Source organism: Streptomyces sp. Tek67B01, assembly GCF_055231995.1.
Genome location: NZ_JBUYUY010000001.1, coordinates 647,036 through 661,185 on the forward strand (window position 1 = coordinate 647,036; position 14,150 = coordinate 661,185).

General features: G+C 73.1%; 10 protein-coding genes. 6 read left to right on the forward strand and 4 right to left on the reverse strand.

The annotated features are described in order from the left end of the window. The first annotated feature begins 144 nt into the window (after positions 1–144). The 4 genes from lanKC (at position 145) to ACV7NM_RS03180 (ending at position 6,726) form a co-directional block, all read left to right on the forward strand. Positions 145–2,820: a class III lanthionine synthetase LanKC gene (gene lanKC / locus ACV7NM_RS03165; protein WP_463408776.1), complete on the forward strand. Its 2,676-nt coding sequence runs from the start codon at positions 145–147 to the stop codon at positions 2,818–2,820. After that, positions 2,817–2,951, forward strand: a complete 135-nt coding sequence (locus ACV7NM_RS03170) for a SapB/AmfS family lanthipeptide (RefSeq protein WP_463408777.1) — start codon at positions 2,817–2,819, stop codon at positions 2,949–2,951. Before lanKC ends, ACV7NM_RS03170 begins: the two co-directional genes overlap by 4 nt. A gap of 248 nt (positions 2,952–3,199) precedes the next feature. Then, the gene (locus tag ACV7NM_RS03175; protein ID WP_463408778.1) at positions 3,200–4,945 is read left to right on the forward strand and encodes an ABC transporter ATP-binding protein; all 1,746 of its coding nucleotides are present in this window, start codon (positions 3,200–3,202) and stop codon (positions 4,943–4,945) included. 23 nt (positions 4,946–4,968) lie between these two features. Beyond that, positions 4,969–6,726, forward strand: a complete 1,758-nt coding sequence (locus tag ACV7NM_RS03180; RefSeq protein WP_463408779.1) for an ATP-binding cassette domain-containing protein — start codon at positions 4,969–4,971, stop codon at positions 6,724–6,726. Positions 6,727–6,760: 34 nt separating this feature from the next. Here ACV7NM_RS03180 and ACV7NM_RS03185 read toward each other — a convergent pair whose 3' ends face one another. The 3 genes from ACV7NM_RS03185 to ACV7NM_RS03195 form a co-directional block, all read right to left on the reverse strand. Further along, positions 6,761–7,369 carry a response regulator transcription factor gene (locus ACV7NM_RS03185; RefSeq protein ID WP_463408780.1) on the reverse strand — a complete coding sequence of 203 codons (609 nt, stop codon included), beginning with the start codon at positions 7,367–7,369 and terminating at the stop codon, positions 6,761–6,763. A gap of 437 nt (positions 7,370–7,806) precedes the next feature. After that, positions 7,807–8,157 carry a PRC-barrel domain-containing protein gene (locus ACV7NM_RS03190; protein ID WP_463408781.1) on the reverse strand — a complete coding sequence of 117 codons (351 nt, stop codon included), beginning with the start codon at positions 8,155–8,157 and terminating at the stop codon, positions 7,807–7,809. Positions 8,158–8,295: 138 nt separating this feature from the next. After that, positions 8,296–8,745, reverse strand: a complete 450-nt coding sequence (locus tag ACV7NM_RS03195) for an SRPBCC family protein (protein ID WP_463408782.1) — start codon at positions 8,743–8,745, stop codon at positions 8,296–8,298. A 561-nt stretch (positions 8,746–9,306) separates the two neighbouring features. Between ACV7NM_RS03195 and ACV7NM_RS03200 the strand changes: the two genes are divergently transcribed. Next, a complete protein-coding gene (locus ACV7NM_RS03200; protein ID WP_463408783.1) occupies positions 9,307–10,023 on the forward strand; it encodes a hypothetical protein in 717 nt (238 codons plus the stop codon). On the opposite strand, the gene glgX is transcribed toward ACV7NM_RS03200, so the two are convergent. Then, positions 10,007–12,160 carry a glycogen debranching protein GlgX gene (glgX, locus tag ACV7NM_RS03205; RefSeq protein ID WP_463408784.1) on the reverse strand — a complete coding sequence of 718 codons (2,154 nt, stop codon included), beginning with the start codon at positions 12,158–12,160 and terminating at the stop codon, positions 10,007–10,009. The two genes, ACV7NM_RS03200 and glgX, sit on opposite strands and share 17 nt — an antisense overlap. Positions 12,161–12,335: 175 nt before the next feature. Between glgX and ACV7NM_RS03210 the strand changes: the two genes are divergently transcribed. Continuing rightward, complete coding sequence (locus ACV7NM_RS03210) at positions 12,336–14,120, forward strand: bifunctional phosphatase PAP2/diacylglycerol kinase family protein (RefSeq protein ID WP_463408785.1); 1,785 nt, start codon at positions 12,336–12,338, stop codon at positions 14,118–14,120. Positions 14,121–14,150 lie beyond the last annotated feature (30 nt).

Below are 14,150 nucleotides of genomic sequence, written 5' to 3' on the forward strand. Positions count from 1 at the left end.
CGCGGCGGTACGGCCCGGAGAGGGTCCCCCGGCGGCAGGACGACACGTGCGTTCTGCACACCCGGTCGGTGACAGCCGTGACTGTCGCGGCGCCCGGCCCGGATGGCACGGTGGTTTGGCCGCCGACCGACCGAGGGAGTACGGGTGAACAAGGGGTACGCCGCCTTCTGCGACGCAGACCGCTGGTTCTACGACGCGCCGTACCGGCGGGTCGAGGAGAGCTACCCGGCCGCGCTCGCCCCCGTACCGGAGGGCTGGCGGTCCCACCGCACGGGCAGCTGGTACGCCCTGCGGCCGCTCGGACTGGAACTGCCCGCCCAGGGCTGGAAGATCCACGTTTCCGCCACGCTCGACAACGCCGAGTCCGTCCTGGCGCGTGTGTACGACTACTGCCTGGACGGCCGCGTCGCCTTCAAGTTCGTACCGAGCCGGTACCTGCTGCACCTGCGCAACGCCAAGTACGCCGACCGGGGCGCCGCCGGCAAGTTCATCACGGTCTACCCGGCCGACACCGAGGAGTGCCGCCGCATCGCCGAGGACCTGGACGGCCTGCTGTCCGGGGAGCCCGGCCCGTACATCCTCAGCGATCTGCGCTGGGGCGCGGGTCCGGTCCACCTGCGCTACGGCAGCTTCACCCTCCGGCACTGCTACGACGAGCACGGCGAGGTCGTCCCGGCGATCGAGGCTCCTGACGGGCGCCTCGTGCCCGACCAGCGCGGGCCGGTGTTCCAGCCCCCGGAGTGGGTCGAACCGCCCCCCTTCCTGAAACCGCACCTCGACGCGCGGTCCGCCGTCAACCTCGCCGGTCTCCCCTACACGGTGGAGCGGGCCCTGCACTTCTCCAACGGCGGGGGCGTCTACGCCGGGCGCGACACCCGCACCGGCGAGGCGGTGGTCCTCAAGGAAGGCCGGCCGTACGCGGGCCTCGCCTCCGACGGGGCGGACGCGGTGGCCCGGCTGGACCGGGAGCGGTCGGCGTTGGAACGGCTGGCCGGACTGGACTGCGTACCCGCCTTCCGCGAGATGTTCACGGTCGGCGACCACCACTTCCTGGTCATGCAGTACCTGGAGGGGAAACCGCTCAACACCTACTTCGCCCGCAAACACCCGCTGATCCACGCGGACCCGACGCCGGACGCGCTCGCCGACTACACCGCGTGGGCCCTCAAGATCCACGAGCGGGTCACCGAGGCCGTGGCGGCCGTGCACGCCCGCGGGGTGGTCTTCAACGACCTGCACCTCTTCAACATCATGGTCGCCGAGGACCCCTCGGGCGAACCGTCCGTCGCACTGCTTGACTTCGAAGCGGCCGCGCACGTCGACGAGGGACTGCGACAGACGGTGGCCAATCCCGCCTTCGTCGCCCCACCCGACCGCCGCGGCTTCGCGGTGGACCGCTACGCCTTGGCGTGCCTGCGGCTTGCCCTGTTCCTCCCGTTGACGAGCCTGCTCGTCCTGGACCGGGCGAAGGCCGTGCACCTGGCCGCCATCGCCGGCGAACTCTTCCCCGTGCCGCGCGGTTTCCTGGACGAGGCCGTCGAGGAGATCCTCGCCGGGCCGGACGGGGAACCGGCCGAGGCGGTGCGGGGCGACGCCACGGCGATACCGGGTGGCCCGGTGCCCGCGCCCGCCGGGCCGTACCTCCCGGCGGAGCCCGGGGACGGGGACGGAGCCCGCCGCTCCATGGCGGCGGCGTTGCGCGCCTCGGCCACGCCGGAGCGCGAGGACCGCTTCTTCCCGGGCGACATCGCGCAGTTCACCAACGAGGGCGGTGGCACCGGCTTCGGGTACGGCGCCGCCGGGGTGCTGTACGCGTTGGCCGAGACCGGCGCCGAGCCCTGGCCGGAAGCCGAGGAATGGTTGCTGGCACGGGCGGGCCATCCAGGCTCGGGTACCCCGCTGGGCTTCTACGACGGCCTGGCCGGCACCGCCTGGACCCTGGACCGGCTCGGCCACCGTGAGCAAGCGCTCGCCCTGGCCGGGGAACTGCTGCGCCAGTCGTGGCAGGAGACCGGCCCGGACCTCCACAGCGGGTTGTCGGGCATCGGGCTGGCCCTGGACGCGCTGGGCACGGCGACCGGTGAGGGCGAACTGCACGCGGCCGCTCTGCGCTGCGCCGAACTCGTCGCCCGCTCGGCTCCCCGGCTCACCCGTGCGGGACTGCTGTACGGAAACTCCGGTCCGGCGTTGTTGTTCCTGCGCCTCTACGAACGCACCCGCGAGGAGGAGTACCTCGTACGCGCCGGGCAGGCCCTGCACCGCGATCTCGACCGCTGCGTGACCAGCGCGTTCGGCACCCTGCAAGTGGACGAGGGCTGGCGCACCATGCCCTATCTCGGCGCCGGCAGCGTGGGCATCGGCATGGTGCTCGACGACTGGTCGCAGCACGCCCGGGACCCGCGCTTCGAGCAGGCCCGGCGCGAGATCGTACGCGCCGCCCGGTCCAACTTCTACGCCCAGCCCGGCCTGTTCCGCGGCGCCGCCGGAATGGTGCTGCACCTGGCACGGACCAGCACTCCCGACCCCGACGGCACCCGGGCCGACGACCTCGACCGCCAGATCGCCGCACTGGCCCGGCACGCCGTGCCGTACCAGGGCCATCTGGCCTTCCCCGGCGAGCAGTTGATGCGCCTGTCCATGGACCTGTCCACGGGCACGGCCGGCGTCCTGCTCGCCCTCGGCAGCGCGACGCCCGACGGGCGCGCCCAACTGCCGTTCCTCCCACCGCCGCGGCGCGCCGCGGTGGTCCCAGAGCCGGTCCCGCACCCCCGCGGGGCCGTGACCCCATCGCACCAACTCATCGAGAGGAACATGACATGACCCTTCTTGACCTGCAGTCGATGGAGACCGTGAAGGAAGAGACCACCGAGGCGGCGCTGCACGGCGGCGGCAGCCAGGCGAGCCTGCTGCTCTGCGGCGACAGCAGCCTGAGCGTCACGACCTGTCACTGATCGGGTAGCTTCCGGGCCCGGGCGGTTCACCGCCCGGGCCCGGAGCCATCTCCGGAGTCCTGGGAGCCTCGACGATGACCCCGCCCCCACCGCCGTCCCCATCCCCATCCCCATCCCCGTCCCCGTCGCCGTCCCCGTCCTCGCCCGCAGGTCCGACCACCGGACCGCCCGACGGGGAAACGTCCGGCGAGGGAACGTCCGGACGCGCCGGCGACCGGGCGCTTCGGGCGGCCGCCCGGCACAGCGCGGTGCGCACGGCCGCCGTGGGCGCGTGCGCGGTCGCCGCCGCCCTCACCGCCCTCGTCGAACCCGCCGTGCTCGGCCACGCGCTCGACCTCCTGCTGCGGCGCGACCCGGCCGGGGGCTCGTGGACCCTGGGGTGTGCCGTCGTCGTCGCGGTCGAGGTGCTTCTCGACGCCCTCACGACGCGGCTGACCGGGCAGGTCAACGGCCGTACCACAGCCTGGCTGCGCCGCAGGGGGCTGACCGCGCTGCTGCGGGCGTCCCCCCACCACGCGGGCCGCCACTCCCCCGGTGACCTCACCGCGCGACTGACCGCGCACTCCACGGAGGCCGGTACGGGGCCCGCCGCCGCCGCGATGGGTGTCGCCTCGTTGCTGCCACCGCTCGGCGGACTGGTCGCGCTCTTCCTCATCGACACCTGGACCGCTCTCGCCTTCCTCGCCGGACTGCCCGTCCTGCTGTGGCTGTTGCGTTCCTTCGCACGTGACTCGGGATCGAGTGTCTCCCGGTACCAGGAGGTCCAACTGGGCATGGCCACACGTCTCGTGGAGGCCCTGGCCGGGGCGCGGACCATCGCCGCCGCCGGCACCGTCGGCCGCGAACGCGCCCGCGTCCTGCGCGACCTGGCCGAACTGGACGCACAGGGGCGGCGAATGTGGCGCGTCTACGGCGGCACGACGGCCCGGACCTCCGCCCTGATGCCACTGCTGCTGTACGTGGTCCTCACGGTGGGCGGGCTGCGGCTGGTGGCGGGGGCGCTGGGGGTCGGGGAACTGCTCGCCGCCGTACGTTACGCCGGACTGGCCGCCGGCATCGGCGCGGTCACCGGCCGGATCGCCGCCGTCGTACGGGCCCGGGCCGCCGCGGGCCGGACGGCGACGGTCCTGGAGCTACAGGAACTCACCTACGGGGACGGAGAGTTGCCTGAGGGCGGGCCGGGGAGGCTGGAGTTGGACGGGGTCCGGGTGGTGCGCGAGGGCCGGACCGTCCTGGACGGCATCGACCTCGTGGTGCCTGGCGGCGCCACGCTCGCCGTGGTGGGCCGTTCCGGTGCGGGCAAATCGCTGCTCGCGGCGGTGGCCGGCCGCCTCACCGACCCCGACTCGGGCCGCGTCCTGCTCGACGGGGTACCACTGGAGCGGCTTTCGGCGGCGGCGCTGCGCCGAGAGGCGGGTCATGCCTTCGACCGGCCCGCGCTGATCGGGGAGAGCGTCGCCGACGCCATCGCCTTCGGCCGGAGCCCCGCCCCCACGCGGGAGGAGGTGCGGGCCGCTGCGCGGGCGGCGGGGGCGGAGCCGTTCGTGCTGCGCCTGCCCGACGGCTACGACACGGCCCTCGCGGACGCCCCGCTGTCGGGCGGAGAACTCCAACGCCTCGGTCTGGCGCGGGCGTTCGTGCGTGCGGGTCGGCTGCTGGTGTTGGACGACGCCACCTCCAGCCTCGACACGCTGACCGCCCGAGAGGTCGAACGGGCGTTGGCGCGGTGTGTCGGGGGAGGAACCCGGATCGTGGTGGCGCACCGGGTCTCCGCGGCAGCCCGGGCCGACCTGGTCGTGTGGCTGGAGGACGGCCGTATCCGGGCCACCGGCGTCCACGCCGACCTGTGGCGGGACCCCGCGTACCGGGCGGTCTTCGCGGTGGAGGCGGAACGGGGACGACAGGAGGGGCCGCGCCCGGAGCCCGCCGCGGCACACGGCTCGGGATCGGCGGCCGGGGCCGCTGTCGGCCCGGGCGCGGGCGGGCTCTCGTGAGTCGCCCCCGGCCCGGGAGCACGGTGGCAGCCGACGCCCGGCGCTTCCTGCGTTCCCGCGTCCGACCGCTGGCCGCCCTCGCGCTCTGGTCGCTGCTGGAGTCCGCGCACACCTTCCTCGGCGGCTACGGCGTCGCCCGCGCGCTGGACGACGGCTTCCTCGCGGGCCGCGCCGCGACCGGCGCGGCGTGGCTGGCGGTGGCCGGATGCGGCGCCCTGCTCGGCGGTTTCGCCCTGCGGGGGGTGTTCGCCGCACTCGCGGACCTCGTGGAACCGCTGCGCGACGGGCTCGTACGTCGGGCCGTGGGCCAGGCCTTGGCCGCGGCGGTCGCCGATCCCGCCCGGGCCGCCGACGCGCGAGGGGTCTCCCGGCTGACGCAGCAGACCGAGATGGCACGCGACTCCTTCGCCGGTCTGGTCCTGACGGCACGCTCGTTCCTCTTCACCGCCGTGGGCGCGCTCGTCGGCATGGCCGCGCTCGCGCCCGTACTGCTGTTGGTGGTGTTGCCGCCGCTGCTGCTGGGCTTGGCCGCGTTCACGGCCACGTTGCGCCCGATGGCGGCCGTACAACGGGAGGCGCTGGACACCGAGGAGGCGCTGGCCTCACGGGTGGGGGAGGCGGCGGGCGCGCTGCGCGACATCATGGCGTGCGGCGGCGGCACGGCCGTGGCCCGCGCGGTGGAACCCCTGATCGCCGCTCAGGAACGACTGACCGGACGGCTCGCCGGCTGGGGGGCGGTGCGGACCGTCGCCCTCGGCGTGGCCGGCCGGGCGCCCGTCGTGGCGTTACTGGCCGCCACGCCCTGGCTGCTCGGGCGCGGCATCACGGCGGGCGCGCTCGCCGGCGCCGTGACCTACCTGACGCAGTCCCTGCTGCCCGCGCTCGACACCCTGATGGCGGCCCTGGGTTCGGCGGGGACGCGACTGTTGGTCGTACTGGACCGCTTCTGCGCTCCCCCGCCGGCCGCGCCGCCCCGTCCGACGGCCGATCCGAGCGGGCCGAGCGGGCCGAGCGGTCGGGCCCCGCACGAGGGCGCCCCTGCCGCCGCCGAGTTGCGGTCGGTCGGCTTCGCCTACGGGGCCCACGCCCATCCCGTGCTCCGGGGGCTCGACCTGCGCGTGCGGCCCGGCGAGCACCTCGCGGTGGTGGGACCGAGCGGTATCGGGAAGTCCACGCTCACCGCCTTGCTCGCCGGGCTGCTGGCCCCCGACCGGGGCCAGGTCCTGGTCGCGGGGGCGCCCGCCCGTGCGACGACGGGGGACGGGCCCGATCCGCGCCGGACGCTGCTGCCGCAACAGGCGTACGTCTTCACCGGCACCGTGCGCGAGAACCTGACACACCTCTGCCCGGGTCCTGTGCCCGGCTCCGGGCTGGACGCGGCCGTCACCGCCCTGCGGCTGCGGGGGCTCATCGACCGGTTGGGCGGGTACGACGCGGCCCTCGACCCCCGACGACTGTCCCAGGGCGAGCGGCAGTTGCTCGCACTCGGCGCGGCCTACCTCTCCCCCGCCCCGCTGCTCCTGCTCGACGAAGCCACCTGTCACCTCGATCCGGAGGCCGAGGCGCGGGCCGAGCGCGCCATCGCCGCGAGACCGGGCACCCTGATCGTGGTGGCCCACCGGATCTCGTCGGCGGCGCGGGCCGACCGGGTCCTCGTACTGGACGGGACCCGGGCGGTGTGCGGCACCCACGCGGAGCTTCCGGGGCGGTCGGCCCTCTACCGGGACCTCGTGGGCATGTGGGGCGAGGAGGAGCCGGCCGCGCCCGCCGCGCCCCGTTGAATCAGCCTGTCCGGTACCGCCCCCGGCGTCGCCCCTACACCCAGCCGGCGCTGCGGGATATGCGGATCGCGTCGATGCGGTTGCGCGCGCCCGTCTTGCGGGTCACGGCCGCCATGTAGTTGCGGACCGTCCCGCTTGCGAGGTGCAGGGCGCGGGCTATCTCGGCGACGGAGTCGCCTTGCGCGGCCCGGGCCAGGACGCTCAGCTCGCGCGGGCTGAGGGGCACCGGGTCCGCCTCCATGAACGCGGAGGCCAAGGCGGCGTCGATGAACCGTTCCCCCGCGGCCACTTTGCGGACGGCGCGGACGAGCCGGCCGGGGGAGCCGTCCTTGTCGACGTAGCCGAGGGCCTTGGCCTGGAAGGCGCGGCCGAGCGTGCCGGGCGTCTTGGTGGTCGCCAGGACGAGCAGGGGCGTGCGCGGGTCCAGCATCCGCGCGGGGCCCGGGCCTTCCCCGGCGAGGGCGGCCGTCGCCCCCGGACAGTCGACGTCGACAACGGCCACGTCGGGCCGTAACGACTCGGCGCGGCGGGCTGCCGTGCGCCACCCCGCGGCCGTGACGTCGAAGTCGCTTTCGGATCTCAGCAGGGCGGCCAGGGCGGACCCGACAAGACTGACGCTGTGCAGTACGAGGACCTTGGTCATGGTGACTCTCCGAACGTCGGTGGGAGCGGACGGTCAAGGCTTCATCAGCACCAAGCGGTTGCCCACGTACCGCTCCCCGGAACGTGACCATCGCGGGCGCGCGGGGGCGCATGGCCGTAATGAGTCGACGCCTCGGGTGCCCGCGCAGGGCATGTCGTACTTGTCTCCGCACTCCACCGCCGCCCCGGACCGCCCGTCTCCACGATGTGTCCTGATTCCGCCGGCGGACGGGATGTGGACGGCCGAGGCGCGCCCGTTCGAAACACGACGCATGATCGAACACGTGACGGATCGAGACACACGTGATCGAAATACCTGTGCTGTCTCGAACTCACGTGGAGAAGGTCGAGTCACCGGGTGCGGACACGACGCAGGCGGGCGGCGCCGGATGAACCGGTGCCGCCCGCCTGCTGGATCGGGGAAGGAGAGCCGGGCGGTCAGCCCAGGAAGCCGCTGTAGTAGCCGCCCACCTGACCGTGGTAGTCCTGGTCGTCGAGGTGCTTCTCCCGCTCGAACTCGGGAGCGTTCTTGATCTGCTCCTTCGTCCCGTCCACGTAGATCTTCTGCTCCTGCGGGTCGATGCGTGTGATGGTGCCCGCCGGGAGCAGGACTTCCCGGCCGAAGATCCACGGCCCGGTGTCGACCACGATGTAGGAGGAGCCGACCTCGTCGGAGTGCTTGTCCACCTTGCCGATGCTGCCGTCGGTGGCCTCGACCTTGTAGCCCGTCAGGTCCGCGCCCGGCGCTCGGCCGGAGGTCTCGCGGTAGCCCCACACGTTCCCAGACATGCGAACATCTCCTTGATCGGTTCGTCGGCCCCTTGCTCCGCCGACCTGTTCGAGAGGTACGGAGGGGCGGGGGCCTCGTATCGGCCCGCCTGCCCCGGCACGCGGTTCCCACACGCGGGGAACCGGGTTTCCCGCTGCTCAGACCTCGCCGCGCCAGGACCCCGTCTCGTGGCCGCGCGCCTCGATGTACTCCTTGAACCGCTTGAGGTCACCGGTGATCTGCCGCTTGACGAAGCCGAGCTTGTCACCGACGGTCTCCGTGAAGCCCTCCGGGTCGTAGTCGAGCTGGAGCATGACCTTGGTCTTGCTGTCCTCCAGGCGGTGGAAGGTGACCACACCGGCCTGCTTGACCTCTCCGCCGAGGGTCGTCCACGCGACCCGCTCGTCGGGGATCTGTTCGGTGATCTCCGCTTCGAACTCCCGCTGCGTACCGCCCACCTTGGTCACCCAGTGGGTCATGGTTTCGGTCCGCTGGTCGATCCGCTCGACCCCCTCCATGAAGTGGGGGAACGTCTCGAACTGCGTCCACTGGTTGTAGGCGGTACGGACGGGGACCTCGACCTCGATGGACTCTTCGACCTTGGACATGGCCACGCCTTTCCGATCACGGCCGCCGCCGGCTTCCACCGCCGGGCGCACCGGGGAGTCCGTCTCCCGCCTCCGCCCGTGCCCCGTTTCCGCCGTCTCATCACCCGGGGCCGACGAAACCCGTGACCCGGAGGACGGCGTGGCAAATGTCCGGCGCCGAAGGGGGTTTGCGGGTGCGGGAGCGGGTCATACGCGGGGATGTCGGTGTACGGCGCCGCTCCTTCGGCGTCGAGGCGTTACACCGAGGACCGGTGGCCGCGCGCTGAGCCCCTCCCCCCGGTACGCGCGCGGTCCACAGGCCCGACACCATGCTGCCGCCCCGCCGCATCGGTCCCCCGGCCCCGCCCTGCTGCCCCCGCGCAGCGACGCGGATCCGGGCAAGCCCCCGGCGGCCACTGCCCCGCAGAGACCCCCGGGCCCGGACGGGGCGGCAGCACTCCCCTCCGCGCCTCCGTTTCCCCCGCCCCCGCGCGCCCGAGCGGCCGCACGCTCCCACGACGACGTAATATGCACCGCCCTCGGGTCATCGACCCGCCACACCGCAGGAAGGCAGCCGTCGTCGTGTCCCCTACGAGAACCGATGCCCGCACCCGCCACCCGCGGCACGAGCGGCGCGGCGAAGCCCGGCTTCCCGCGGTCGTCGCCACACTGGCGGCGATCTTCCTCTACCTCGCGTTGCCCCAGAAACTGTTGATCGCTCCGCGCTACGTACTACCGGCCCTGGAGGTACTGCTGCTCCTGCCGTTGATCGCGATAAACCCGCGCAGGCTGACCCGCCAGACCAAGTCGTTCCGCGTCCTGTCGGTGGTACTGGTCCTGCTCATCGTGGCGAGCAATCTGACCGCCCTGGGCATCCTCGTCCACGAGCTGGTCTACGCCGGGGTCGACGACGGACGCTCCCTGCTCGTGGCGGCGCTCCAGGTGTGGCTGACCAACATCATCGCCTTCGGCCTGGCCTACTGGGAACTCGACCGGGGCGGCCCCGTCAGTCGCACGCAGACCCCCCGCGAAGAGCTCCAACTGGCGGACTTCCGCTTCTCCCAGGACGAGAACGACGACGCCGTCCAGGAGGTCGCGGACGGCGCCAGCAAGGTCGCCGACTGGGTGCCCACCCTGATCGACTACCTGTACGTGTCGGTCACCAACTCCACCGCGTTCAGCCCGACGGACACGATGCCGCTCTCCGCCCGCGCCAAAGTGCTCATGACGGTCCAGAGCGTGGCGGCCCTGCTGACCTCGCTCCTGGTCATCGCCCGGGCCGTCAGCATCCTGCACTGACCCCCCGCGGGTCGTCGGCCACGTGGTCCTCGCGGGCGCTTCGCAGGACGACTGTGCTGTGTGACTCCAGGCGCAGGGCGGCGCCCGGCTTCAGTTCCCGCTCGTCGGGGGTGTCCGTCGTCGCGGTGTCGAAGAGCGGCGTCCACCGCGCGGCGAAGCGGCTCCCGGGGAGGCGGAAATCCACGGCGCAGTCCGAACTGTTGAACATCAGCAGGAACGAATCGTCGGTGACGCGGTTGCCGTAGCGGTCGGGCTCGGTGATCGCCTCGCCGTTGAGGAACATGGTCAGGGCGCCGGCGTGCGGCCACGTCCAGTCCTCCTCCTCCATCGGCGAGGCGTCCGGTCGCAGCCATTCGACGTCCGCCGGGAGCCCGGTGTGACCGGCGGCGCGTCCGGAGAAGAAGCGTCGGCGGCGCAGGACGGGGTGTCGACGGCGGAGGTGGACCAGCCGGGAGGTGAAGTCGAGGAGGCGTCGACCGCCTTCGTCGAGGTCCCAGTCGATCCAGGCGGTGGGGTTGTCCTGGCAATAGGCGTTGTTGTTGCCTCCCTGCGTGCGGCCGAGCTCGTCCCCGTGGCTGATCATCGGGATGCCCTGGGAGAGGATCAGCGTGGTCATCAGGTTGCGCTGTTGCCGTTCGCGCAGGGCCGGCACCCCGGGATCGTCCGTCTCGCCCTCGGCCCCGCAGTTCCAGGAGCGGTTGTCGTCCTCACCGTCCCGGCCGTCCTCGCCGTTCGCGTCGTTGTGCTTGCGGTCGTAGGAGACGAGGTCGCGGAGGGTGAAGCCGTCGTGGGCGGTGACGAAGTTGACGCTGGCGAGGGGTCGGCGCCGGTCGTGTTCGTAGAGGTCCGCGGAGCCGGTGATGCGGGAGGCGAATTCACCGAGCGTGCCTTCGCGACCGCGCCAATAGTCCCGGACGGCGTCCCGGTAGCGTCCGTTCCACTCCGACCACAGGGGCGGGAAGTTGCCGACCTGGTAGCCGCCCTCGCCGAGGTCCCAAGGTTCGGCGATGAGTTTGACGCGGCTGATGACGGGGTCCTGCTGGATGACGTCGAAGAAGGCGGAGAGCCGGTCCACCTCGTGGAACTGGCGGGCGAGGGTGGCGGCGAGATCGAAGCGGAAACCGTCGACGTGCATCTCCTGCACCCAGTAGCGCAGCGAGTCCATGATGAGTTGCAGGACGTTGGGGTGGCGCATCAGCAGGCTGTTGCCGGTGCCGGTGGTGTCGTAATACTGGGAGCGGTCCTCGTCGACCAGCCGGTAGTACGCGGAGTTGTCGATGCCCTTGAAGGCGAGGACGGGCCCCTTGTCGTTCCCCTCGGCCGTGTGGTTGTAGACGACGTCGAGGATGACCTCGATGCCGGCCGCGTGGAGCGCCTTGACCATCTGCTTGAACTCGGTGACCTGTGCTCCGCGGCCGCCGGTGGCGGCGTAGGCGTTGTGCGGTGCGAAGAAGCCGATGGTGTTGTAGCCCCAGTAGTTGGACAGGCCCTTTTCGGCCAGGTGGCCGTCCTGGACGAACTGGTGCACCGGCATCAGTTCCAGGGCCGTCACCCCGAGTCCGGTCAGGTGGTCGAGGATGGCCGGGTGGGCGATCCCCGCGTACGTGCCGCGCAGTTCCTCGGGCAGGGCGGGGTGGGTGCGCGTGAGACCGCGTACGTGGCCTTCGTAGATGACGCTCTCGCCGTAGGCGTGGCCCGGCGGCTTGTCGTCGCCCCAGTCGAAGCCGCGGTCGGTGACCACCGACAGCATGGTGTGGCCCGCGCTGTCCAGGGTGTTCGGTTCGGCGCCGTCCGAGAAGCGGTGGCCGTAGAGGGATTCGTGGTGGTCGAGCTGCCCGTCGATGGCGGTGGCGTACGGGTCCAGCAGGAGCTTGGCCGGATTGCAGCGCTGCCCGGCGGCGGGGTCGAACGGGCCGCGTACGCGGTAGCCGTACCGCTGGCCGGGACCCACGTCGGGCAGGTGGATGTGCCACGCGGACCGGTCGATCTCCGTCATCGGGACACGGGTCTCGCGTCCGGCGTCGTCGAGCAGGACGAGGTCCACGCCCTCGGCGGCCTCGGAGAACAGTGCGAAATTGGTTCCGGAGCCGTCGTACGTCGCTCCCAGGGGATACGGTTTGCCCGTCCATGTGCGCATGGGCTCACGCTACTGTCGCGGAGGGTGTCCCGCCGGGCGGCCCGGCGGGACACGGGGCGACGTGTCCCGGCGCGTGGGCACCGCCGACGCCGGCGCGTCGAGCCCCCGCCGAGGGATGTCCACCTGATGGCCGCGGAACGCGCATGAGCGGGCCGTCGCGGGTAACACGGCGGCAATGAGACCCGCACCCGGCGCGGCCGTACGGCCCGGTCGCCCTTCCGTACTGTTGTTCCTGCCGGTTCAGGCGGCCCTGATGATGGGCGTGGGGCTGCTGGTGACGGGGCCTCTGGCGGACCAGTGGCCGTTGGCGGCGGAGGACGGCGTCAACCGCGCCCTGGCCGCGCACCGCGGCGGCTTCGCCACGCCGCTCTCCGCGTGGTTGTCCCTGCTGGCCGGCACGCGGAGCGTCATCGCCCTGACCCTCCTGGCCGTCGTCACCCTCCTGGCCGTGTCGCGGGGGCGGCGGCTGCGGGAGGCCCTCTTCCCGGCCGTGGCCGTCGCCGCCCAGTCGGCGGTGTTCCTGTTGGTGACGCTGGTCGTGGAGCGGCCGCGTCCCGACGTACCGCACCTGGACGCCGCGCCGCCCACCTCCAGTTTTCCCTCCGGGCACGTGGGCGCCTCCGTGGCGCTGTTCGGGGGCTTGGCCGTCCTGGTGGCCGTCCGCCTGCGCGACGGCCGGCGGTGGGTGCGGTACGTCGCGGTCGCGGTCCTCCTGCTGATCCCGGTGGCCGTGGCGTGCTCGCGGGTGTACCGGGGCATGCACCACCCGTCCGATGTCGTGGGCGGACTGCTCAACGGGGCCTGCACGCTGTTGGTCGTGACGCACGCGTTGTTGCTGCCTCGTCGACCGGAAGCGGTCGGCGAGGTGCGCGCGGAGCCGCTTCCCTCGGCCCGAACCCCGTACGGGGGCAGTACGGGCGACGAACCGGACGGTGCGCCGGCCGGTCCCGCCGGTGGGCGGCGGGCCGTGGTGGTGCGTCACCCGCTCGGCTGCGGCGCCGAGCGGGCCGAGCGCGTGCGCGCCGTCCTGGGCCGCCACGGCTACGTCGATCAGGTGTGGACGTCGACGTCCGCCGAGCGGCCGGCCGGCGCTCTCGCCGGGCGGATCGCCGAGGCGGAGACGGCGCTGGTCGTGGTCTGCGGCGGTGACGGCACCGTACGCGCCTGCGCCGACCTGCTGTCGGGCACCGGTGTCCCCCTCGCGGTCGTCCCGTGCGGCACCGGCAACCTGCTCGCGCGCAACCTGCGCCTCCCCTCCGATCCGGCCACCGCCTTGGAGGCCGCCCTGTCGGGGGAGACCGCCCGGATCGACCTGGCCCGGGTGTGGGGTGACGGACTGGACCCCGCCCGGTTCACGGTGATGGCGGGAGCCGGCTTCGACGCCGCGATGGTGGCGGACGCGTCGGAGCGGGCGAAGGAGCGTCTGGGCTGGGCCGCGTACGTCCTCTCGGCGGTCCGCCACCTCGGGGACCCGCGGATGCGCCTGTCGATCCGGGTGGACTCGGGTCCCGTGCGGGAGCGGCGGGCGCGGATGGTCGTCATCGGCAATGTCGGCACCTTGCAGGGCGGGTTGCCGCTGCTGCCCGACGCCCGCCCCGACAGCGGGCGTCTGGAGGTGGTGTTGCTCGACCCCAGGGGCGCCCGCGGCTGGCTCGCCGCCGCGGGGCATCTCGGCTCGCACATGCTGCCGGGCCGGGCGGCCCGGACTCCGGGCGGGGCACGGGGGGCGGTGGCCGGCGGCGCGCTGGAGTACTTCAGCGCGGCGCGCGTCGAGATCCGCTTCGCGAAGCCGCAACCGCGCGAGCTCGACGGCGATCTCGTGGGCTCCGGAACCCGGCTGACGGCCGAGGTCGAGCCGGGCGCGCTGCGGATCTGTCTGCCGCCGCGGCCCCGGGCCGTCGAGGCGCCCGAGGCACCCGAGGCGACGACCGAACAGGCCCCGTTCACCGTCGGCGGCTGAAGCCGACCTCGCAGCGCATCGGTCGACACA